The 20707-nt window shown below is 33.2% G+C and carries 18 protein-coding genes; 14 read left to right on the forward strand and 4 right to left on the reverse strand.

Annotated elements, in window-relative coordinates; translation table 11 throughout:
* The first annotated feature begins 50 nt into the window (after nt 1-50).
* The 4 genes from BXU10_RS20600 (at nt 51) to BXU10_RS20615 (ending at nt 3230) form a co-directional block, all read left to right on the forward strand.
* Nucleotides 51-608, forward strand: coding sequence for an RNA polymerase sigma factor (locus tag BXU10_RS20600; RefSeq protein WP_078229381.1), 558 nt, complete (start codon nt 51-53; stop codon nt 606-608).
* Nucleotides 605-1141, forward strand: a complete 537-nt coding sequence (locus tag BXU10_RS20605; RefSeq protein WP_078229382.1) for an anti-sigma factor — start codon at nt 605-607, stop codon at nt 1139-1141. Before BXU10_RS20600 ends, BXU10_RS20605 begins: the two co-directional genes overlap by 4 nt.
* The gene (locus BXU10_RS20610; RefSeq protein WP_078229383.1) at nt 1125-2186 is read left to right on the forward strand and encodes a hypothetical protein; all 1062 of its coding nucleotides are present in this window, start codon (nt 1125-1127) and stop codon (nt 2184-2186) included. Before BXU10_RS20605 ends, BXU10_RS20610 begins: the two co-directional genes overlap by 17 nt.
* Before the next feature lie 156 nt (nt 2187-2342).
* Nucleotides 2343-3230 (forward strand): carbon-nitrogen hydrolase, encoded by an 888-nt coding sequence (locus BXU10_RS20615; RefSeq protein WP_031457665.1) that lies wholly within the window; start codon nt 2343-2345, stop codon nt 3228-3230.
* Nucleotides 3231-3301: 71 nt separating this feature from the next.
* Here the strand turns inward: BXU10_RS20615 and BXU10_RS20620 are convergent, their stop codons facing one another.
* Nucleotides 3302-4564 carry an OmpA family protein gene (locus BXU10_RS20620; RefSeq protein ID WP_078229384.1) on the reverse strand — a complete coding sequence of 421 codons (1263 nt, stop codon included), beginning with the start codon at nt 4562-4564 and terminating at the stop codon, nt 3302-3304.
* 326 nt (nt 4565-4890) lie between these two features.
* Between BXU10_RS20620 and BXU10_RS20625 the strand changes: the two genes are divergently transcribed.
* A complete protein-coding gene (locus tag BXU10_RS20625; protein WP_078229385.1) occupies nt 4891-5931 on the forward strand; it encodes an agmatine/peptidylarginine deiminase in 1041 nt (346 codons plus the stop codon).
* 279 nt (nt 5932-6210) lie between these two features.
* On the opposite strand, the gene BXU10_RS20630 is transcribed toward BXU10_RS20625, so the two are convergent.
* Nucleotides 6211-7659: an IS1182 family transposase gene (locus tag BXU10_RS20630; RefSeq protein WP_078229386.1), complete on the reverse strand. Its 1449-nt coding sequence runs from the start codon at nt 7657-7659 to the stop codon at nt 6211-6213.
* A gap of 168 nt (nt 7660-7827) precedes the next feature.
* Nucleotides 7828-9111 carry a fumarylacetoacetase gene (gene fahA, locus BXU10_RS20635; RefSeq protein WP_078229387.1) on the reverse strand — a complete coding sequence of 428 codons (1284 nt, stop codon included), beginning with the start codon at nt 9109-9111 and terminating at the stop codon, nt 7828-7830.
* 108 nt (nt 9112-9219) lie between these two features.
* Between fahA and glyA the strand changes: the two genes are divergently transcribed.
* The 7 genes from glyA to BXU10_RS20670 all read left to right on the forward strand — a co-directional run bounded on the left by glyA (nt 9220) and on the right by BXU10_RS20670 (nt 15643).
* Nucleotides 9220-10494: a serine hydroxymethyltransferase gene (gene glyA, locus BXU10_RS20640; protein ID WP_078229388.1), complete on the forward strand. Its 1275-nt coding sequence runs from the start codon at nt 9220-9222 to the stop codon at nt 10492-10494.
* A gap of 131 nt (nt 10495-10625) precedes the next feature.
* Nucleotides 10626-11219: a tRNA-(ms[2]io[6]A)-hydroxylase gene (locus BXU10_RS20645; RefSeq protein ID WP_031457660.1), complete on the forward strand. Its 594-nt coding sequence runs from the start codon at nt 10626-10628 to the stop codon at nt 11217-11219.
* A 121-nt stretch (nt 11220-11340) separates the two neighbouring features.
* Nucleotides 11341-12894, forward strand: coding sequence for a bifunctional response regulator/alkaline phosphatase family protein (locus BXU10_RS20650; protein ID WP_078229499.1), 1554 nt, complete (start codon nt 11341-11343; stop codon nt 12892-12894).
* Between the two features lie 63 nt (nt 12895-12957).
* Entirely contained in the window at nt 12958-13365 is a 408-nt protein-coding gene (tsaE, locus tag BXU10_RS20655; RefSeq protein ID WP_078229389.1) for a tRNA (adenosine(37)-N6)-threonylcarbamoyltransferase complex ATPase subunit type 1 TsaE, read from the forward strand.
* Nucleotides 13366-13474: 109 nt separating this feature from the next.
* Nucleotides 13475-13948 carry a GNAT family N-acetyltransferase gene (locus tag BXU10_RS20660; RefSeq protein ID WP_078229390.1) on the forward strand — a complete coding sequence of 158 codons (474 nt, stop codon included), beginning with the start codon at nt 13475-13477 and terminating at the stop codon, nt 13946-13948.
* A gap of 83 nt (nt 13949-14031) precedes the next feature.
* A complete protein-coding gene (locus BXU10_RS20665; RefSeq protein WP_078229391.1) occupies nt 14032-15231 on the forward strand; it encodes an alanine dehydrogenase in 1200 nt (399 codons plus the stop codon).
* Between the two features lie 37 nt (nt 15232-15268).
* Entirely contained in the window at nt 15269-15643 is a 375-nt protein-coding gene (locus BXU10_RS20670; RefSeq protein WP_078229392.1) for a DUF4258 domain-containing protein, read from the forward strand.
* A 251-nt stretch (nt 15644-15894) separates the two neighbouring features.
* On the opposite strand, the gene ccsA is transcribed toward BXU10_RS20670, so the two are convergent.
* Nucleotides 15895-19167, reverse strand: coding sequence for a cytochrome c biogenesis protein CcsA (gene ccsA / locus BXU10_RS20675; protein ID WP_078229500.1), 3273 nt, complete (start codon nt 19165-19167; stop codon nt 15895-15897).
* A gap of 244 nt (nt 19168-19411) precedes the next feature.
* On the opposite strand from ccsA, the gene BXU10_RS20680 reads away from it, so the two are divergent.
* Together BXU10_RS20680 and BXU10_RS20685 are read left to right on the forward strand one after the other, a co-directional pair.
* Nucleotides 19412-20173, forward strand: coding sequence for a Rossmann-like and DUF2520 domain-containing protein (locus BXU10_RS20680; protein ID WP_078229393.1), 762 nt, complete (start codon nt 19412-19414; stop codon nt 20171-20173).
* Nucleotides 20157-20684, forward strand: coding sequence for an HAD family hydrolase (locus tag BXU10_RS20685; RefSeq protein WP_078229394.1), 528 nt, complete (start codon nt 20157-20159; stop codon nt 20682-20684). The genes BXU10_RS20680 and BXU10_RS20685 overlap by 17 nt, the downstream gene beginning before the upstream one ends.
* The last annotated feature ends 23 nt before the right edge of the window (nt 20685-20707 follow it).

A 20707-nucleotide genomic window follows, 5' to 3' on the forward strand; every position in this document is an offset into this window, starting at 1 on the left:
GTAACAAACCGAAAAAAGCGAAGTCCTTATAAGAAACAAGCAATCATTACTTGAATACAACCAATCAAAATATCGAAGAGTTAATCAAACTTTGTAAAGAAAATAATCAAAAAGCACAATTTGAAGTTTACAATCGTTACTGCAAAGCTATGTATAATGTGGCTTACAGAATTGTAAAAGATGAACATTTTGCACAAGACGTCATGCAGGAAGGTTTTTTGAGAGCTTTTACAAAAATAAACGACTACAGGCAAGAAGTTGCTTTTGGTGCGTGGCTAAAGAAAATTATTGTGAATTACAGCATTGATTTTTATAAAAAGAATAATGCTTTTCAGATGGAAGACCTAAACAAAACACTTTATAAAATTGAAGAAAACGACACTATTCTTTCTGACAATATCGATCTGAATTCACTTAAGGTAAAACAGGTAATCGATGCCATATCAGGCTTAAAAGATAATTACCGAATGGTGTTGACGCTCTTTTACATTGAAGGTTATGATCAGGAAGAAATTAGCGAAATCTTAAATATCAGTTATGCCAATTGCAGGACAACATTAAGCAGAGCTAAAGAAAGTTTACGAAAAAAATTAGAAGAAGATTTATGAAAAAGGAAAATGACAAATTAGACGAGTTATTTAAAAAATTTGAAAAACAATGGGATGTTGAGGAAATGAATACAAACCATCAATTAGATTTCTTAAATAAACTGAACAAAAAACAGCCAAAGAAAAAGAATTATTCTTTTTGGGCCATTGCTGCTTCAATAGTCCTATTATTAGGCATATCCGTTTTCTACAATAGTAATGCAAAACCTCAGGAACTTAAATTTGCATCAAAAGAAACCAAACGAACGGATTCTATTTTCAGTATTTTAATTGAAAATGAACTGGTTAAACTGAAAGAAAAAAGTTCTCCGGAAAATGAGCAAATCATAAACGATGCTTTAAAACAAATGAAAGTTTTTGATGCCGATTATGAAAAAATTATAAAAGAGGTTCAGAAAAACGGTGAAAACAAACAAATTATTTACGCAATGATCAGCAACCTGCAGACCCGAATATCCTTTTTACAAACGGTTTTGCAGCGTATTGAAGAAAATGAAAACTTAAAAAATACCACAAATGAAGAAACACTATAACATACTGATTTTATTTATTTTAATTCCTTTTTTAGGTTTTTCAAATGATGATACTTTTATTTCAAAACAAAAAAGCATCAAAAAAACCTATATCGTTAATTCGAATGCAGGAATAGATATCGACAACAAATACGGAAACATCACAGTATCGACTTGGGATGAAGATAAAATCGACCTCGACATTACTATAAAAGTTACCGGAGGAAACGAAAATTGGGTCAACGAAAAACTGAATAGTATTGATGTTGATATTACAGCTCTTAAATCAATGGTTACAGCAAATACCAAAATTGGGAGCTCGTCCTTAAAAGGCAAAGGAAGCAGCAACAGTTTCGAAATCAATTATGTAATTAAAATCCCAAAAAGCGGAACAGTAAAATTAAATAATAAATATGGCAATATCACTGCTCTTGCTTTAGAGTCAACTACTGATATTTCCTGTAAATATGGAAAAGTTATGCTTGGGAAATTAAACGGACAAAGCAATCGCATTCAGATAGAATATTGCCAAAACTCAGCTATTGATTATATTAAAAACGGAATAATTGAAGCACGCTATTCAGGTTTAAAAATAAATGACTCCGGAAATCTGATTTTAGATACAAATTACACAGATTTAGTTATTTCTGATGGCCAAAACGTTAAATATGACTGTAATTACGGAAATTTTAAATTTCAGAAAATAAATTCACTTTCAGGGTCCGGTAATTATCTAACAATCAATGTTGCCGAAATTTCAAACAATATAAATATTGATGCCAATTACAGCAAAATAAATATTGGAAACATAACAGAACAAGCCAATAACATTAATATTAATTCCGGTTACTCTGATATATATCTGGGGTATGACACCAATTATACATTTGATTTTAATATAAACACCAAATACGGAAATATTAAAAAAGACAATTCATTAGATATTTCCTTAACCGAAAACAAATCTGCTTCAAAAAAAATAAGTGGTTATAACAAAAGAAAAGGCCAAAATAAAGTCACCGTAAACTCGAATTACGGAAATGTAAGCTTAATCAAAAAACAATAAATACTTTAAGAACAGTTTTCAATCACTAAAACACCATTATATCAGTACAGGTGTTTTTTTTATATATAATCATGAAATGAAGTTTTAACAGGAACAATGAACAGCCTTTGCCTTTCGCTTAAAAAATTACTATTTTTGCACTCTAAATTTTATGTCATGCCGAAAAGAAAATATAAAATAGCCGTTATTCAGTTAAACCTTAATGACGTTGCCGAAAATAATCTTAAAAAATGCATTAGCTGGGTGAAAGATGCTGCAGGTAAAGGTGCAGAAGTTATCCTGCTTCCTGAATTATATAGCAGTCACTATTTTTGTCAAAGCGAAGATGTAGATAATTTTGCATTAGCAGAACCACTTTACAGTACATCATTTATTGCTTTTAGTGAATTAGCAAAAGAATTAGGAGTTGTTATAATTGTTCCTTTCTTCGAAAAAAGAATGGCAGGAATTTACCATAATAGTGCCTACATTATTGATACTGATGGAACTGAAGCCGGTTTATACCGCAAAATGCATATTCCTGATGATCCGCACTTTTATGAAAAATTCTATTTCACTCCGGGTGATTTAGGTTTTCAGGCAATCGAAACTAAAAAAGGAACTATCGGAACGCTTATCTGCTGGGATCAATGGTATCCTGAAGCAGCCCGTATTACAGCTTTAAAAGGTGCAGAAGTATTATTCTACCCTACAGCAATCGGATGGCATCCAAAAGAAAAAGAACAATACGGAGAAAATCAATATGGCGCCTGGATGAATGTTATGAAAGGACATGCTGTTGCAAATGGTGTTTTCGTTGCTGCAGCAAACCGAATTGGTCTAGAACAATATATTGAAGGAACTGAAGGAATTCAGTTTTGGGGAGCATCATTTATTGCAGGTCCTCAGGGCGAAATTTTAGCGCAGGCTTCACATGATCAGGAAGAAATTTTAATTGCCGAAGTAGATTTGGATTTACAGGAAAATGTACGTCAGAATTGGCCATTTTTTAGAGACAGAAGAATTGATGCATTTGGGGATATTACAAAAAGAGCAATTGATTAATTTAGTTTGTTATAAAAAAAGGCCGTTTCAAATATTTGAAACGGCCTTTTTAGTATAATTTTTTAAAATATTTATTTCACCTGAAAAGAAACTCTTCGCACAATTTGACGTGCTTCTTTTGAGTTTTTATTTACTGAAGTATCTTCTCCGTTGGCAATTACATTTAATCTTGAAGCATCAATTCCTGCATTTATTGCCACTTGCTTAACAGCTTCAGCTCTTTTTCTTGACAATTCAATATTATAACTTGAACTTCCAATTTCGTCAGCATACCCTACTACATCTGCAGTTTTATCCGGATTATTTTTCAAATATTTAACCAGGAAGTCAATACCAGATAAAGATGCATTTGTTGGTTTAGAAGAATTAAACTCAAAGTATACATTTACATATCCATCGTTAATTAGTTGCTCAACCGTACTATTTGTAGCAATTTTATCGCTTTTTTGACCATACGTTTTTTCTAAGTAACTTTCTAATTCATCCGGAACTCCATTTTGGTTATTATCAATTGATTGTCCTTTTGTATTTACAGCAACACCAGTAATAGAATTTGGCTCTAAATCATACAAATCAGCTACACCATCCTTATCAGTATCTAGAAGACCACTTTCAATCAATTCAACTCTTCGTTCTAATTTATCATATTTATCCACTTCTCCAACCCAGTCAGCATGTTTTTGATTTTTACCTAAGTACACTGTCAAACCTACGGAAGCATTTATCAAAACACCGTCAAAAGCACCAGTTTGAACTTTCTCCATTCCATCAAAATTCCAATTCTGTTGAGCATTAACAATTCCTGTTAAATCACCTGTCAATACAACTCTATTACTTAATTTCACCTGACCTGTTAAACCCAAAATTCCATTAACCATATAATCTTCATCGTCAAAACCAGTTTTACTTGTAATTTGAGAAGCACCAAATCCACCATGAACCAATATCCCAATGGTATTTGTCCAGGTCTCAAAGTTCAGGGCTCTACTAAGATTTACAACACCTTGTAAACTAGTTCTCAAATACTTGCTATCGAATTTAAGAGAGTTGTCTCCTTCATAAAATTTATCATACCCAAAATCTAATTTTAGACCAAATTTTGGATTAAACATATACCTTACACCCAAATCAGCATGAAGAGAATTAAAAACTTGGGTATAATAGCCCGCTGTCATTGTTCTTGCTGGCTTATTTAAACCACCATTTAATTCTATAGACCATTTATTATAAGCGGACTCATCAATAGACGGTTCGTTTGAAGGAGTAGTTACATTTTGTGCGCTTGCTACAAATGACAGCACAAAAAATGTTAAGGAAGTTAATTTCTTTTTCATAATATCTACGTGTTTTAAAATTTATGTTTTATTAGGTTGTTTTTATTGTAAACTCACAACAAACTTATACTAAGAGTAATAAAAAGCTGTTCTATACATACATTTGAATTTTATATAATTTCCATATATTATGTTTTTTTGTAAGAATTATTTAATAAAATTTTACTTTTTTTAAAAAAATAATTAGAAATATCTCACATTTAATCTCTCTTTCATTCAATAAAATTATCTCCGCAACTCTTATTTATTTTTATAACAGGACTACTCTTTATGTTTATAAATCCTAATGAATGCTTATCTTTGCAGTCTTTAATTAGAAACTTTTTATGACAGCAAATAATAGAAGATTTCCTGCAGAATGGGAGAAACAACAAGGAATCGTATTATGTTTTCCTCATAATGGAAATGATTGGCCGGGAAAATATGAAGCAGTTCAGTGGGCATTTATTGAATTCATTAAAAAGGTAGCAACCTATGAAACTGTATTCTTGGTCGTAGCCGATGAAAAATTAAAAGAAAAAGTTGCCGAAATGTTAGAAAGAGCACGTGTTAACATTGCTAATATTTCTTTTATCATTCACAAAACAAACAGAAGCTGGATGCGTGATTCCGGGCCAATTATTGTGAAAAATGGTTCAAAAAGAGAGGCTCTAAACTTCAATTTTAATGGCTGGGCAAAATATAAAAACTATCAGTTAGATAAGTTTGTTCCTGGCAAAATAGCTAATTTTATTGATGTTCCTTTGACCCAGGTACTATATAAAGGAAAACCTGTAATTGTTGAAGGAGGCGCAATTGATGTTAACGGAAAAGGCACTTTACTAACTTCTGAAGAATGCCTGATGCATCCAACAATTCAGGTTAGAAATCAAGGTTTTACCAAAGAAGATTATGAAGCCGTTTTTAAAGAATATCTTGGGGTTACAAATGTTATCTGGCTTGGAGACGGAATCGAAGGTGATGACACACACGGACACATTGACGATTTATGCCGATTTGTAAATGAAGATACTATTGTAACGATAGTTGAAACAGATAAAAACGATTCAAACTACAAGCCTTTACAGGATAATTTTAAACGTTTGCAAAACGCAAAATTAGAAGATGGAAAATCGCCAACTATTGTTGCGCTTCCAATGCCAAAACGAGTTGATTTTGAAGATTTAAGATTACCGGCAAGTTATGCCAATTTCTTAATTCTGAATAATTGTGTTTTAGTACCAACATTTAACGACAGTAACGATCGTGTTGCTTTAAATATATTATCAGAATGTTTCCCAGACAGAGAAGTAATCGGAATAAGCTGTATCGATTTCATCTGGGGATTCGGTACACTACATTGTTTGAGTCAGCAGATTACTGAATGATTTTTCTCTTTAAAAAGGCACAAATCGCAACGTTTTTTTGCGAAATTCAAGCATGAAATAATAGTACAAAAAAACCTTGGCTATCACGAGGGCACTGAAAAACATCCCTTATTTTGATCAGGCATATTTTTTAGACAATAAAAAACGCTTATAACAGGATTTAAAAATATCCGTTATAAGCGTTTTTCTTTTTATAACTGTTTTTTTTTGCGGTTATATGAGTCGATTTTTGATTTATAGAAGGGTATTTTGTATAAGCATACTTATTTTTATAATTTCTTACATTAATTTCAGTATTCTTTTTAAGTTGACTGTAAAAATAGCCATTGCTCCTTGCATTTGCATATTGGTGATGCCATACGATAGTGCTCTATCATAACCATGTACGTTTTTTAATTCACTGTTTTTGGCTTCTATTTTGTACCGGTGTTTGGCCTTTTCTTTATAATAGTCGGTTTCTTGGAAAGCAATTTGTTCTTGGTGTAATTCTGATTTTATCGATACCGAATATGTTTTTGTCTTTGATCCTTCTTTGTAACATCCTTCTTTTAAAGGACAAGACTTGCATTTTTCAACATCAAAATAGTATGTATCTACTTGATTATTTCCAACATTCTTTTTGCCTTGATGAGCTTTTCTTATAGCCATGTGGCCTGCAGGACAAACAAACCTGTCGGCATATTTATTGTAATCAAATTTATCTTCTTCTTTTCTAATACCTTGTGTTATTGTAGTATTTAGTTTGGCTACTATTTTAATGTTTTGTTCATTTGTGAGCTTTAGATTTTCTTTTCCTGCATAAGCCGCATCGCCAATAATGGCAGTTACATTAATTCCGTTTTCCTGACTAATCTCCAAAAGTTTAGGTAATTCCGGCCCATCTCCTTTCTCTGCGGAGGTTATTACAGCTGCGGTAATAATACGCTCTTCTGTCATCGCTAAATGAGTCTTATATCCAAAGAAAGAACTCTCAGCAGATTTATGATCTATTTTAGCATCTGTATCCTTTGAGAAGTTAAAGTTTTCTTGGATGTCTTCTATAGTTTCTTTAAGCAGGTTAAGCTTTTCTTTTACAGCAGGTATAGAACTCAAAGATTCTTCTTTTTCTATACGCTGCTCAAGTTCTCTACAATAGACTAGTTCTTTTTCTACTTCATTGGTGTGACTCTTCTTTGGCATATGTTCTTTGAATTGATCATCAAATAGATATACCGATTTTCGAAGTAGTTTAGAATGCTCTCTTAATACTTCAATTGCTGAAAATGGATTAGATCTCGATAAAGTATGTGTCGCATCCACTATAATACACCTGGATTTAATGATTCCCTTTTCAACAGCAATATTCACTGTTTTACCAATGAGTAGATTTAATAAGTCTGTATCTTTAAGACGAAGTTTACGAAATTTAGTTAAAGAACTTGGATTAATAACGTCCTCTTCTGGCGTCATTTCTAAGAAATACTTAAAAGACATATCAAAAAGTGAACGTTCTACTACATCAACATCCGATACGTCATAAATTGTCTTTAGAAGCAAATACTTAAACATACCCACCGGACTTTCTGCTGTGCGACCATTATTTGTACAATATTTATTTAGCAACTCATCATAGATGAATGAAAAATCTATAAGTTCGTTGATTTTTCTAAGGAGATTATCCTGAGCAACAATTAAATCATATAATGAAGAGTAGGGACTAAACTGAATTTGTTGCTGTTGAATTAACATCTAAAAAAACTTATTATTGCACTGAAAAGATACAAAAAAAAAGGAGCAGAAAACTTTTAGCCTCTGCTCCTTTTAATTAACAATTTATTTATGAAAAGACTTTTTCAGTGCCCTCGCTATCACCAAGGTTTTTCTTTTTTATATTCTTTCAGATAATCTATCTGTTCTTCATTGTCTGATGAATGGTGGCAGAAGCTGATTAGCAACTTCTCCAAAACCAATTCGAACTTCAGCATTTTCACAGAATCCTCTCATAATAACCGTGTCATTATCTTCAATGAATTTACGTTCGCTTCCGTCTTTTAATTTTAAAGGATTTTTCCCTCCCCATGTCAATTCTAACATCGATCCAAAACTATCAGGAGTTGGTCCTGAAATAGTGCCGGAACCCATCATATCACCAGAATTTACACGACATCCGTTTGAAGTATGATGTGCCAATTGCTGAGTCATTGACCAGTATAAATATTTAAAATTAGATCTGGAAACAATAGTTTCTTCTTGCTCTTCTGGTTTAATGGCAACTTCCAGATGAATATCAAATGCTTTTTTTCCTTTTGTCTGTAAATATGGAAGTGGAGTTGGATCCTGCTTTGGTCCCTTTGTTCTAAAAGGTTCTAAAGCATCCATAGTTACAATCCACGGAGAAATTGATGTGGCAAAGTTTTTAGCTAAAAAAGGCCCAAGCGGTACATATTCCCATTTTTGAATATCACGTGCACTCCAGTCATTCAGCAAAACCATTCCGAAAATATAATCTTCTGCTTCATAAGTCGAAATATTTTCGCCCATAACATTCACATCAGTAGTAATAAAAGCGGTTTCTAATTCAAAATCCACTAATCGTGAAGGACCAAAAACCGGGTATTTCTCACCAGCCGGCAGAGTTTGCCCCATTGGCCTGTGTACAGGAATCCCTGAGGGAACGATCGTAGAACTTCTACCATGATATCCTACCGGAATGTGAAGCCAGTTTGGTAATAATGCATTTTCTGGATCACGAAACATTTTACCAACATTGGTAGCATGTTCTTTACTGGAATAAAAATCGGTATAATCCCCTATCAATACGGGTAATTGCATCTCTACATCATCAATCTTGAAAATAACAATATCTCTGTCTTTTGTTGAATCCCGAAGTTGTGGGTTTTCTGCATCGAAAATATCAGCGATACGATTGCGAACTAACCGCCATGTTTTTTTTCCATCAGAAATAAAATCATTAAGCGTGTCCTGCATAAACATATCATCAGTCAATTCTATCCCTGAAAAATAGTTCAATTGTTGTAAAGCTCCTAAATCTATAGCGAAATCGCCAATTCTGGTTCCTACTGTAACGACATTTTCTTTGGTAAGAAATACACCGAAAGGGATATTCTGAATAGGAAAATCACTATTCTCTGGTACTTCTAACCATGATTTTCTTTTGGTATCGTTGGCGGTTATTGGCATGTGAATGTTAATTATTTGTTGAAAAATTCTATGTCAAATATATCATAATCTAACAGTATCACAAACGTTTTTTTGTATTTTTGCAGGAAATTAACGAAAAACGAAAAAATGCAACGCGACGAACAAATTTTTGACCTTATACTAGAGGAACAAGACAGACAAATTCACGGATTAGAACTTATTGCTTCAGAAAACTTCGTAAGTGATGAAGTAATGGAAGCAGCTGGTTCTGTTTTAACTAATAAATATGCAGAGGGATATCCTGGCAAAAGATACTACGGCGGTTGTGAAGTAGTTGACGTTATTGAGCAGATTGCTATTGACAGAGCAAAGGAATTATTTGGAGCTGAATATGCTAACGTACAGCCTCACTCAGGTTCTCAGGCAAATGCTTCTGTTTTTCATGCTTGTTTACAGCCAGGTGACAAAATATTAGGCTTCGATTTATCACATGGTGGTCACCTTACTCACGGTTCTCCTGTAAACTTTTCAGGACGTGTTTACAATCCGGTTTTTTATGGTGTAGATAAGGAAACTGGAAGATTGGATTATGATAAAATTCAGGAAATTGCAACTAAAGAACAGCCAAAATTAATCATCGCAGGAGCTTCTGCTTACTCTCGCGATATGGATTTTGCACGTTTCAGACAAATTGCTGATAGCGTTGGAGCAATTTTATTTGCTGATATTTCACACCCAGCAGGTCTTATTGCCAAAGGATTATTGAACGACCCAATTCCACATTGCCATATTGTTTCAACAACAACTCATAAAACACTACGCGGACCACGTGGAGGTTTGATTTTGATGGGGAAAGATTTCCCAAATCCTATGGGTTTAACTACTCCAAAAGGAGAAATCAGAATGATGTCGTCATTATTAGATTTAGCTGTTTTCCCTGGAAATCAAGGCGGACCTTTAATGCACATTATCGCTGCTAAAGCGGTTGCTTTTGGTGAAGCGTTAAAAGATGAATTCTTTACATATGCGATGCAATTGCAAAAAAATGCAAATGCAATGGCAGATGCTTTCGTAAAAAGAGGATACAACATTATCTCCGGCGGGACTGATAACCACATGATGCTGATTGACTTAAGAAATAAAAATATCTCAGGAAAAGATGCTGAAAATGCATTAGTAAAAGCCGAAATTACTGTAAATAAAAACATGGTTCCTTTCGATGATAAATCACCGTTTGTAACTTCTGGAATTCGTGTTGGTACAGCTGCTATCACTACTCGTGGTTTGGTTGAGGCTGACATGGAAACTATTGTAGCATTAATTGATAAAGTATTGACAGATCACACAAATGAAGCTGTTATCGAAGAAGTTGCTAATGAAGTGGACGAAATGATGAGCGAAAAACCGATTTTCGTATATTAATATAGTTTCAAGTCTAAAGTTTCAAGTTTAAAGTTTTGTAATGCGGAGAAAAACGCAGAACAGAACTTTAAACTTTTTTCGTTCCTAAGAACCTGAAAGTTGAAACCTGAAACAAAATAAACAAAAAGACCATGGGCGTATTAAGATTACAATTGCCAACTGACCCAAGATGGGTAAATATTGTTGAAAAAAATATCGAAGAAATCCTGACTGACCATGCGTGGTGCGAACAAAAAGCCGCTACAAATGCAATTACAATTATAACCAATAATTCTGAGCATCAGGATTTAGTGAAAGATTTATTGGCTTTAGCCAAAGAAGAAATTGATCATTTCGAGCAAGTTCATAATATTATTATCAAGAGAGGATTAAAACTTGGCCGTGAGCGCAAAGATGATTATGTAAACGAACTTTACTTATACATGAAAAAAAGCGGTGATGGAAGCCGTGTCTCTGGTCTGGTTGAAAGATTATTATTTTCAGCAATGATTGAAGCCAGAAGCTGTGAGCGTTTCAAAGTTTTATCTGAAAACATTCAGGATGAAGAATTAGCTGTTTTTTACAGAGAATTAATGGAAAGCGAAGCAGGACATTATACTACTTTCATCACATACGCAAGAAAATACGGCGTAGGAATTGATGTTGAAAAACGCTGGAGAGAATGGTTGGCTTTTGAAGAATCTATTATTACGAATTATGGCAAAGGTGAAACAATTCACGGATAGTTTTCCCCTCTCCTGTTTTCAAACGCGATAATTACAACTGAACCTTTAATTTTATACTATTTTTAATAGTTTTTAAGTTCTAGACTTTTAAATTGCAGTAAAATTAAAGTCAATTATGATTATGGATAAGATAAAAATACTCTGGGTCGATGATGAAATCGATCTTTTAAAACCTCATATATTATTTCTGGAGAAAAAAAACTATTCAGTTACAACCTGCAACAACGGTCTGGATGCCATTGGTCTTTTTGAAGAAGAAAATTTCGACATTGTTTTTTTAGATGAAAATATGCCTGGAATGAGTGGTTTAGAAACTCTTTCTGAAATGAAAGAAAAAAAATCAGCCATCCCTATGATTATGATTACCAAAAGTGAAGAGGAATATATAATGGAAGAAGCGATTGGTTCTAAAATTGCCGATTATCTGATAAAACCCGTAAATCCTAATCAAATTCTGTTGAGCTTAAAGAAAAATCTGGATCATTCCAGATTAATTTCTGAAAAAACTACTTTAGATTACCAAAAGGAATTTAGAAAAATTTCAATGGAATTAGCCATGGTCAATTCTTTTGAAGACTGGATTGAATTATACAAAAAGTTAATTTTCTGGGAATTAGAATTAGAAAATATCAACGATCAGGCCATGATCGAAATTTTAGAATCACAAAAAGTCGAAGCCAACTCACAGTTTGGAAAATATATCGAACGGAATTACGAAGACTGGTTTGCTCCAAAAGCAGACAAACCTATTCAGTCACATAATTTATTCAAGGAATTGGTTGTTCCGGAAATTAAAAAGAAAGACAAACCTATTTTGTTTGTTGTTATTGACAATCTGCGTTATGACCAATGGAAATCTTTTGAAACCGTAGTCTCAAATTATTATAAATTAGAAAAAGAAGTTCCTTATTTTTCAATACTTCCAACCGCTACACAATATGCCAGAAATGCAATTTTCTCAGGTTTACTGCCCGTGGAAATGGAAAAACAGTTTCCTGAATATTGGAAAAATGATGTCGAAGACGGTGGAAAAAACCTTTATGAAGCTGAATTTTTAAGTGCTCAATTGAAACGCCTGGGGTTAAATATTAAGGAAGATTATTTTAAAATCACTAATTATTCCGGGGGGAAAAAGCTGGCAGAAAATTTCAAAGCTTTAAAAGGTAACGATCTGGTAACAGTAGTCTATAATTTTGTTGACATGTTGTCTCATGCCAAAACCGAAATGGAGGTTGTAAAAGAATTAGCTTCAGACGATAAAGCCTATCGTTCACTAACTTTGAGCTGGTTTAAAAATTCGCCTTTGCTGGAAATCATTCAGCAGGCACAACTTTTAGGCTTCAAATTAATCCTGACAACAGATCACGGAACCATAAACGTAAAAAACCCATCGAAAGTGGTTGGAGACAAAAACACAAGTCTGAATTTACGATACAAAACCGGTCGCAGCTTAACGTACGAACAAAAAGATGTATATGTAGTAAAAGAACCAAAAACTATTGGTCTGCCAGCCATAAACATGAGCAGTTCATTTATTTTTGCGAAAAATGATTTGTTTTTAGCTTATGTAAACAACTACAATCATTATGTAAGTTATTATAAAAACACCTACCAGCATGGCGGAATTTCGCTCGAAGAAATGATTATTCCGCTTTTGGTATTCAACCCAAAATAAACAATTTTAGTCCCGGTTTTATAATTACATTCCGGGACTGATTTAAATTAAAGAAACAAACCAATGAATATCGTTTTTTCATTAGATCAGATTCAGGAAGTAGCAGAAAAAATTATTGCTCAAAATCCAAAAAAAATAATCCTTTTTAACGGAGAAATGGGTGTTGGAAAAACTACTCTTATTAAACAATTATGCAAAACTTTAGGAGTTGAAGATGCTACAAGCAGCCCTACTTTTTCTTTAGTAAACGAATATTATACTTCTAACAATCAAACCGTTTATCATTTTGATTTTTACCGATTAAATAAAGAAACCGAAGCACTCGATATGGGCGTTGACGATTATCTATATTCGGGAAATTGGTGTTTTATCGAATGGTCTGAGAAAATTGCCAATCTGATTCCTGAAGAACATTCTGCAGTTACAATTGAATTACAGGCTGATGGAAAAAGAAATTTAGAGCTGGTTTAAAAAAAATATAAAAGATGTCACAAAAACCAAACATAGAAGCAAAAAAAAACGATTGGAACATTTCTAAAATCTTCCTGAATCTCTGTGAACTTATATTTTTTTATTTACTATGAAAACCCAAAATAACGTAGAAATTATCCCTTTTTCATCAGATTTGAAAGATCACATTAAAATTTTAAATCTTGCATGGCTTACAAAATATTTCAAAGTAGAAGAAAAAGATGATCTCGTGCTTTCAAATCCGCAGGAAGAAATAATTAATAAGGGCGGATTTATTTTTTATGCTAAAAATAATAATGAAATTTTAGGAACTGCTTCTTTAATGAAAATTGATGATCTCACCTATGAATTGAGTAAAATGGCAGTTTCAGATAAAGCTCAAGGATCTGGAATTGGAAATAAATTACTGGATCATTGTTTGGCTGTTGCTCAGGAAAATAATATTAAAAGACTTATTCTTTATTCAAATCGAATTTTACTTCCAGCAATTCATTTATATAAAAAATTCGGCTTTACTGAAATTGTTCTGGAAGAAGGACTTTATGAAAGAGCAGACATAAAAATGGAAAAAATAATACCTTAATTATTACAGCAGTATTAGCAGAATTTTTATATGATTTTAAAACTTTTTACGTAATTTGTACTCTTAATTATTTTGCATACCCCATGTCAATAACCTTAACTCCATTTACGAAACAACAATTGTTGCCACAAGAAGAAAAACTTGAAATTGGCCGCAAAAAAAGAGAACTTTTTATCGGTATCCCCAAAGAGACAAGTTATCAGGAACGCCGTATTTGTTTAACTCCCGATGCAGTAAATTCCTTAACATATGCGGGACATCGTGTTATGATTGAATCCGGGGCAGGAGAAAGTTCCAGTTACTCTGACAAGGAATACAGTGATGCCGGAGCAGAAGTCACAAAAGACACTAAAAAAGTTTTTGGTTGTCCGTTATTGCTAAAAGTTGAGCCGCCTACTTTGGCAGAAATCAAAATGATTAATCCTGAAACGACAATCATATCTGCGATTCAGTTGAAAACAAAAAAGAAAGCTTATTTCGAAGCTTTAGCTCAAAAAAAAATCACTGCACTTGCTTTTGAATATATTAAAGACGAAGACGGCTCCTATCCTGCCGTAAAATCATTAAGCGAAATTGCCGGAACAGCTTCTATTCTGGTTGCTGCAGAGCTCATGATTACAAATGAATTTGGAAAAGGACTTTTATTTGGAAACATTACTGGTGTCCCTCCTACTGATGTCGTTATTTTAGGTGCTGGAACCGTAGGTGAATTTGCTGCAAAAACCGCTATTGGGTTAGGCGCAAATGTAAAAGTTTTTGACAATTCTATTACTAAATTGCGTCGTTTACAAAATAATCTTAATCAACGTGTTTTTACTTCAACAATTCAACAGAAAGCACTACTTAAAGCCTTAAGACGTTGTGATGTTGCCATAGGTGCTATGCGAGGAAAAGAACGCTGTCCGATTGTTGTTACTGAAACTATGGTAGAACATATGAAAAAAGGTGCTGTAATTGTTGATGTAAGTATTGATACCGGAGGTTGTTTTGAGACTTCTGAGGTAACAACCCACGAAAAACCAACATTTATAAAAAGCAATGTCTTACATTATTGCGTACCCAATATTCCTTCCAGATATTCTAAAACAGCTTCTCTTTCAATAAGTAATATCATTACTCCTTATCTGCTTCAGATAGCTGAAGATGGTGGTTTAGAAAGTGCTATCAGATGTAATAAAGGCTTAAAAAACGGAATTTATTTATACCACGGAATCCTGACTAACAAAGCTATTGGAGAATGGTTTGATTTACCTGACAACGATATTAATTTACTTGTTTTCTAAAACAACTTTAACTTACCTTTGCAAAAAAAATTAATTCATGAAGTTCGTACATCGTTTTGCTTATTATTTGGTTGGTTTAGTTATGGGATGCTTTTTTGTAGCGCTCGTTTTTAGTGGAAAAGATACTCGCTGCAATTACTTTCCGAATGCCCGGGTTTTAAATAGTTTGAGAACCAAACCTTTTCAGTATTCAGAAAAAGCAATTCAAACGCTTAATCAAAAATGGGTAGACACCAGTGATATTAAAAATACATTGCAGTTTGGTGATGTCGATTTTGATCAGAGTAATGTTCCGTACAAAAAAGGAAAATTATATATTATAGAAGGAAAAACGATTAAAAACCAAGAGATTATTCTTAAAGTGACCAACTACGAAAACAAAGCTGTTCTAGAGGAAATCATTAAAAAATAATCTAATAAAATATATTTATAAAAAAAGGATAGTAAAAGCTATCCTTTTTTTATGCCTTAAATTTTATAATGAAAACTAAAAGCCCTAGCCCTGATGGAAACGGCATCCTTTTGTGGCGGGGTTCGCCACAAAAGATATAGTGGACAGCAGGAACAGCTTCTAAATTTAAACTTACTAAATTACAAACCAATTCTTCTAAAGAAAAAAAGGTTCAACCGTAAAGCTGAACCTTCTATGTGAATTAATAACTATTATTTTTTATAATATTTTCGATATTTAGGATATGTTATGGCTCCAATTATTGAAATCGTCCCTAATGAATACCAGATCCAGTTTAACGAATGTGCCTCTCCGCTTGCGTATGAGTGAAGACCTACCAAGTGGAAATTTACACCATAATAAGTAAACAAAATAGATAAAAAAGCAAACATACTCATTAAATTAAAAAACCATTTTCCGCGTAAAGCTGGTACAAAACGAGCGTGAATTACAAATGCGTAGACCATAATCGAGATTAAAGCCCAAGTTTCTTTTGGATCCCATCCCCAGTAACGTCCCCAGCTTTCGTTGGCCCATTGGCCTCCAAGGAAGTTTCCTATCGACAACATGATTAAACCAATTGTCAATGCCATTTCGTTGATGTATGTGATCTCTTTGATGTTCAAATCCATTTTGGCTTTGTTGTTTTTGTTGGTAAAGAAAATCAGCACCAAAGACACAAAACCAAGTATAAATCCTAATGCAAATGGGCCGTAACTCGCTACGATTACCGCAACGTGAATCATTAACCAATAGGAATTAAGAACAGGCTGTAAATTGGCAATTTCCGGATCAATCCAGTTCATGTAGGCCGCCATTAAAATCATTGCACTTACAAAGGCACATGATGCAACGGTCAGTTTTGATTTACTTTCCGTTTTAATAGCAGACAAATGGAATAAAAGCCATAATATAGACATATTAGGAAAAATAATTCCGAAATCAAAAGCTAATCCGAAGAACATCGCTGCCCAAGCCACATAAACTATAGATTCGTAAGCATTACTCCACGGAGCGTGACCTGAAATATACCAGCGTGCAATCAATCCCAATGTGTGAAGCAAAAATAATAATGCTACAATTATATGGAAACCATTTACCGTTATGCGAATCCATTTTTTCTCAAAAAAGATATTTAAGATGGTAAAAAACAACATCAAAATTGAAGCCGTTATATACCAATATGGCAGTACTTTGAAAACATCATATTTATTATAGGCGATTTCGGCATCAATTTTTTGCTCGCTTGGACGAACTTTTGCTCCAAATTTCTTTTGAAAACCATTGATACTTTCTACCAAATCATCTGCAGTTTTAAAATCTTTAGAAATTGAACCGTTATTTAAAGCATTAAAATACAATGGGATTATTTGCTTTACATAAGTTTCATCCATTCCTTTTAAACCAGCGTTGCCAATTTCTAAATAAGAAATCCATTTATTATTTGGATCATTCGGAATTGGAAAAATCCTTAATATACTGCCGCTTAAAGCAGATTCCATCAGGTTTACTTTCTTATCTGTTTCTACAAAATCTTTCTCAAAATTATTCGGATTTGCAGCTTTATAAGCATCATCTAAATAAGGAGATAATTTGTAATTTCCGTTTTCATCAAAAAACTTCACAAATGGAGCAAATTCTGCGTCTTTGTCAACTCCTATGATTTTACGGATACTGTCGTTTCCACTCTTAATATAAATTAGCGGAACCTGAATCCAAACCTGTGCATATTGTGTCATTGATAAAAATACCTGATCAGAATTCATTCCGTTGTAAGTATCTTTATGGCTTACTTTTCGTAATAATTCAGAAGAGAAAGTATTGATAGGCTTCATTCTTCCTCCTGCATCCTGAATAATCAAACGTCCAAATTTAGCGGCATGTTCTTTTGGTGCTTTGTAAATATTCAGCAATGAATCCATTTGTTTTTGACTTGGCGGACGTGTAACATGATTTGCATGATCGTTAGGGTCTTCGGTATGATTGTGATCGTGATTATGACCAGGAGTATGAACATGAGGTTCCTGGGCAAAACCATTAAAACTTAGCATTAAAATCAAAATCGTAATTAATTTTGCCTTCTTATTTTTTACTTTTTCAAGTTTGCGTTTTAGATCTGCAAAACGGGAACCTTTGGTAAACATAATAGCCATTAAACCAAAATACAACATAAAATATCCTAAATAAGTAATTGAAGTTCCCCAAAAATCATGATTTACAGATAAAATTGTTCCTTTTTCATCCGGATCAAATCCTGCTTGAAAAAAACGATATCCTTTATGATCTAAAACGTGGTTCATATAAATTCGGGCATCAAAAGTTTCAGATGAATCCTGAACAGTTACTTTACTTTCAAAAGAGGAATAACTCTTCTCTGTCCCAGGATATTTAGTAGCTATAAAATCATTTAGTTTGATTTTGAAAGGTGTTGTATAAGCTTTACTTCCGTAGAATAAGGTATAATCAATGTTTCCAATTTTTATTGATTTTGGCTCTCCTTGTTTACCTTTTGATCCTAAAAGTGTAACTTCTTTTTCCTGCCCCTCTGCCCTCAATTTCACAATTAAGGCATCATTATGATTTTTAGCTTTAAAATCATTATTTGATTCATAATCAACAGTTCCTCTTACTGCAGGATCCGGAAATACAATTCGTATATCACCAATACTGTACAAAGAACGCATCATTAAAGGCTGTACATTATCTTTGGTTACTTTTCCCTGAAATTTGTCAGCCATTCGCATAAAGTCCCCTTCAAAAGGAGTCTGAATAGTATATTTATCTCCAGTTGTATTTATATTAATTGCACCATCGGTTGGTTTATTCAAGGCGAATAAAACGTTGTGAATATTTTGAACTTCACCTTCTTTCAGAAAATGTTCCTCACGTCCACCGGCTCCTGCTTCAACTAATTTAATGTATAAGACTCCTTTTGTATCCGGCTTTATAGTTTCTTTTGCTCCCATGATGTATTTAACGTAACTTACTTCGAAAGGAGTTTGGTCAAATTTACCCGAAAGTGTAAAATCATTATTGGTAACAGGCGAAAACAAATAGCTTTCCTCAAAAGTTCTGCGTTTCATTTCTCCTTTATATTCTCCGTCTGCAAAAACGGTTAAAAATGTTTTTTCTGAAAGAATTTGGTTTTCTGCAGCACCTTCACGGATTGGCATTACACCTTCATAACTGATATAACGAGTAATAAAAGCTCCTAAAAGAATAAAAATAAAAGCAACGTGAAGTAATAAAGTTGCCCATTTTTCTTTTTTCAATAATTGATAACGTTTAATATTTCCAAAGAAATTTATCATAAAAAAGACCATTATAGCCTCGAACCACCATGTGTTATAAATCAAAATTCGGGCGGTATCCGTATTGTATTTACTTTCGATAAAAGTCCCAATACCCATTGCGACTGCAAATGTTAAAAAAAGAACGGCCATTAATCGTGTAGAAAACAAAAAAGAGAATATTTTTTTATCCATTTTTGAAGGAATTACTGTGTATAAAAGTGGCACAAAAGTACTTAAAAATGTTGAGTTGCAGTATTTGTCTTTTGTTAATAAAAACCAAAAAGAGTTCATTTAAACTTAGTTAAATCTTAATTAAACAGGTTTTCTATTACAATTCAATTTTAATGACTCCTTATACCATTCAAGTACAAATTTCACATAATGAATTCAAAACTCTAACATTTCTATATCTTTAAAAAAATGCTAATTTTGCGACATGATTGAAACAACAATAATCGGTTCAGGAAATGTCGCTCAGCATTTGATAAAAGCTTTCACTAAAAGTGAATCAGTCAAAATTGGACAAGTATTTTGCAGAAAAAAAGAAGCCTTATTACATCTGGTTGATTCTGAAAAAATTGTAACTGATTTTTCAGATTTAAAAGAAGCCGATTTGTATATTATTTCGATTACAGATGATGCCATTTCTGAAGTATCAGAACAATTACCTTTTCAAAATAAATTAGTAGCTCATACATCAGGAACTTCTTCAATTAATCTTTTAAATTTGAAAAACCGAAGAAGCGTTTTTTATCCGTTACAAACTTTTTCCAAAACCAAGCCTGTTGATTTTTCAATTATTCCGATTTGTCTGGAAGCAGAAAATGAAGCGGATTACAGTATTTTGGAAACGGTTGCTAAAAGCATTTCGAATACTGTTTTTTCAATCAGTTCAGAACAAAGAAAAGCATTACATGTTTCAGCTGTTTTTGTCAACAATTTCACAAATCATTTGTATCAAATTGGACAAGAAATTTGTGAAGAACACCAGGTTCCTTTCGAAATTTTAAAACCCCTCATTCTCGAAACTGCAGAAAAAATAAAAACCCTTACACCCGTTGACGCCCAAACAGGTCCGGCAAAACGCAATGATTCTGTCACAATTGAGGCGCATCTGAATTATTTAACTAATGAAAATCAGAGAAACATCTATAAAATCCTAACACAATCTATACAAAATAATGGCAAAACACTTTAAAGAAATAATGAATGACATCACAACGTTTGTTTTTGATGTCGATGGCGTACTTACAGACAGTTCTGTTTTTGTAACCAACGAAGGCGAAATGCTTCGTACAATGAACATCCGTGACGGATATGCTATGAAAGCAGCTGTAGAAAGTGGTTTTAAAGTATGTATTATTTCCGGCGGAAGCAATGAAGGCGTTCGCATCAGATTGCGTAATTTAGGAGTAACGGATATATATTTAGGAACTCCTGATAAAGTACAAACTTTTAAGGAATATACTGAAAATAATAGCATTAAACCTGAAAATGTATTATATATGGGGGATGATATTCCTGATTTTCATGTTATGAAACTTGTTGGTTTACCAACCTGCCCTCAGGATGCAAGTCCTGAAATTAAAAATATTTGCCGTTATGTTTCACATGTTAAAGGCGGAAGAGGTGCTGTTCGTGATGTAATCGAACAAGTCATGAAAGTACAGGGAAAATGGATGGAATATTTTAATGGTCAACACGATTAGTTTAATTTAACAAAATCCCTAAC

Source organism: Flavobacterium sp. LM4, assembly GCF_002017935.1.
GTDB classification, from domain to species: Bacteria; Bacteroidota; Bacteroidia; order Flavobacteriales; family Flavobacteriaceae; genus Flavobacterium; species Flavobacterium chungangense.

What these genes read in the sequence shown, in the direction of transcription:
- BXU10_RS20605 (WP_078229382.1), top strand. Translation starts at nt 605, where the DNA reads ATGAAAAAGGAAAATGACAAATTAGACGAGTTATTTAAAAAATTTGAA.
- BXU10_RS20685 (WP_078229394.1), top strand. Translation starts at nt 20,157, where the DNA reads ATGGCAAAACACTTTAAAGAAATAATGAATGACATCACAACGTTTGTT.
- BXU10_RS20625 (WP_078229385.1), top strand. Translation starts at nt 4,891, where the DNA reads ATGACAGCAAATAATAGAAGATTTCCTGCAGAATGGGAGAAACAACAA.
- BXU10_RS20615 (WP_031457665.1), top strand. Translation starts at nt 2,343, where the DNA reads ATGCCGAAAAGAAAATATAAAATAGCCGTTATTCAGTTAAACCTTAAT.
- BXU10_RS20630 (WP_078229386.1), bottom strand. Translation starts at nt 7,659, where the DNA reads ATGTTAATTCAACAGCAACAAATTCAGTTTAGTCCCTACTCTTCATTA.
- glyA (WP_078229388.1), top strand. Translation starts at nt 9,220, where the DNA reads ATGCAACGCGACGAACAAATTTTTGACCTTATACTAGAGGAACAAGAC.
- BXU10_RS20670 (WP_078229392.1), top strand. Translation starts at nt 15,269, where the DNA reads ATGAAGTTCGTACATCGTTTTGCTTATTATTTGGTTGGTTTAGTTATG.
- fahA (WP_078229387.1), bottom strand. Translation starts at nt 9,111, where the DNA reads ATGCCAATAACCGCCAACGATACCAAAAGAAAATCATGGTTAGAAGTA.
- BXU10_RS20660 (WP_078229390.1), top strand. Translation starts at nt 13,475, where the DNA reads ATGAAAACCCAAAATAACGTAGAAATTATCCCTTTTTCATCAGATTTG.
- BXU10_RS20610 (WP_078229383.1), top strand. Translation starts at nt 1,125, where the DNA reads ATGAAGAAACACTATAACATACTGATTTTATTTATTTTAATTCCTTTT.
- BXU10_RS20665 (WP_078229391.1), top strand. Translation starts at nt 14,032, where the DNA reads ATGTCAATAACCTTAACTCCATTTACGAAACAACAATTGTTGCCACAA.
- BXU10_RS20650 (WP_078229499.1), top strand. Translation starts at nt 11,341, where the DNA reads ATGGATAAGATAAAAATACTCTGGGTCGATGATGAAATCGATCTTTTA.
- BXU10_RS20680 (WP_078229393.1), top strand. Translation starts at nt 19,412, where the DNA reads ATGATTGAAACAACAATAATCGGTTCAGGAAATGTCGCTCAGCATTTG.
- BXU10_RS20645 (WP_031457660.1), top strand. Translation starts at nt 10,626, where the DNA reads ATGGGCGTATTAAGATTACAATTGCCAACTGACCCAAGATGGGTAAAT.
- BXU10_RS20620 (WP_078229384.1), bottom strand. Translation starts at nt 4,564, where the DNA reads ATGAAAAAGAAATTAACTTCCTTAACATTTTTTGTGCTGTCATTTGTA.
- ccsA (WP_078229500.1), bottom strand. Translation starts at nt 19,167, where the DNA reads ATGGATAAAAAAATATTCTCTTTTTTGTTTTCTACACGATTAATGGCC.
- tsaE (WP_078229389.1), top strand. Translation starts at nt 12,958, where the DNA reads ATGAATATCGTTTTTTCATTAGATCAGATTCAGGAAGTAGCAGAAAAA.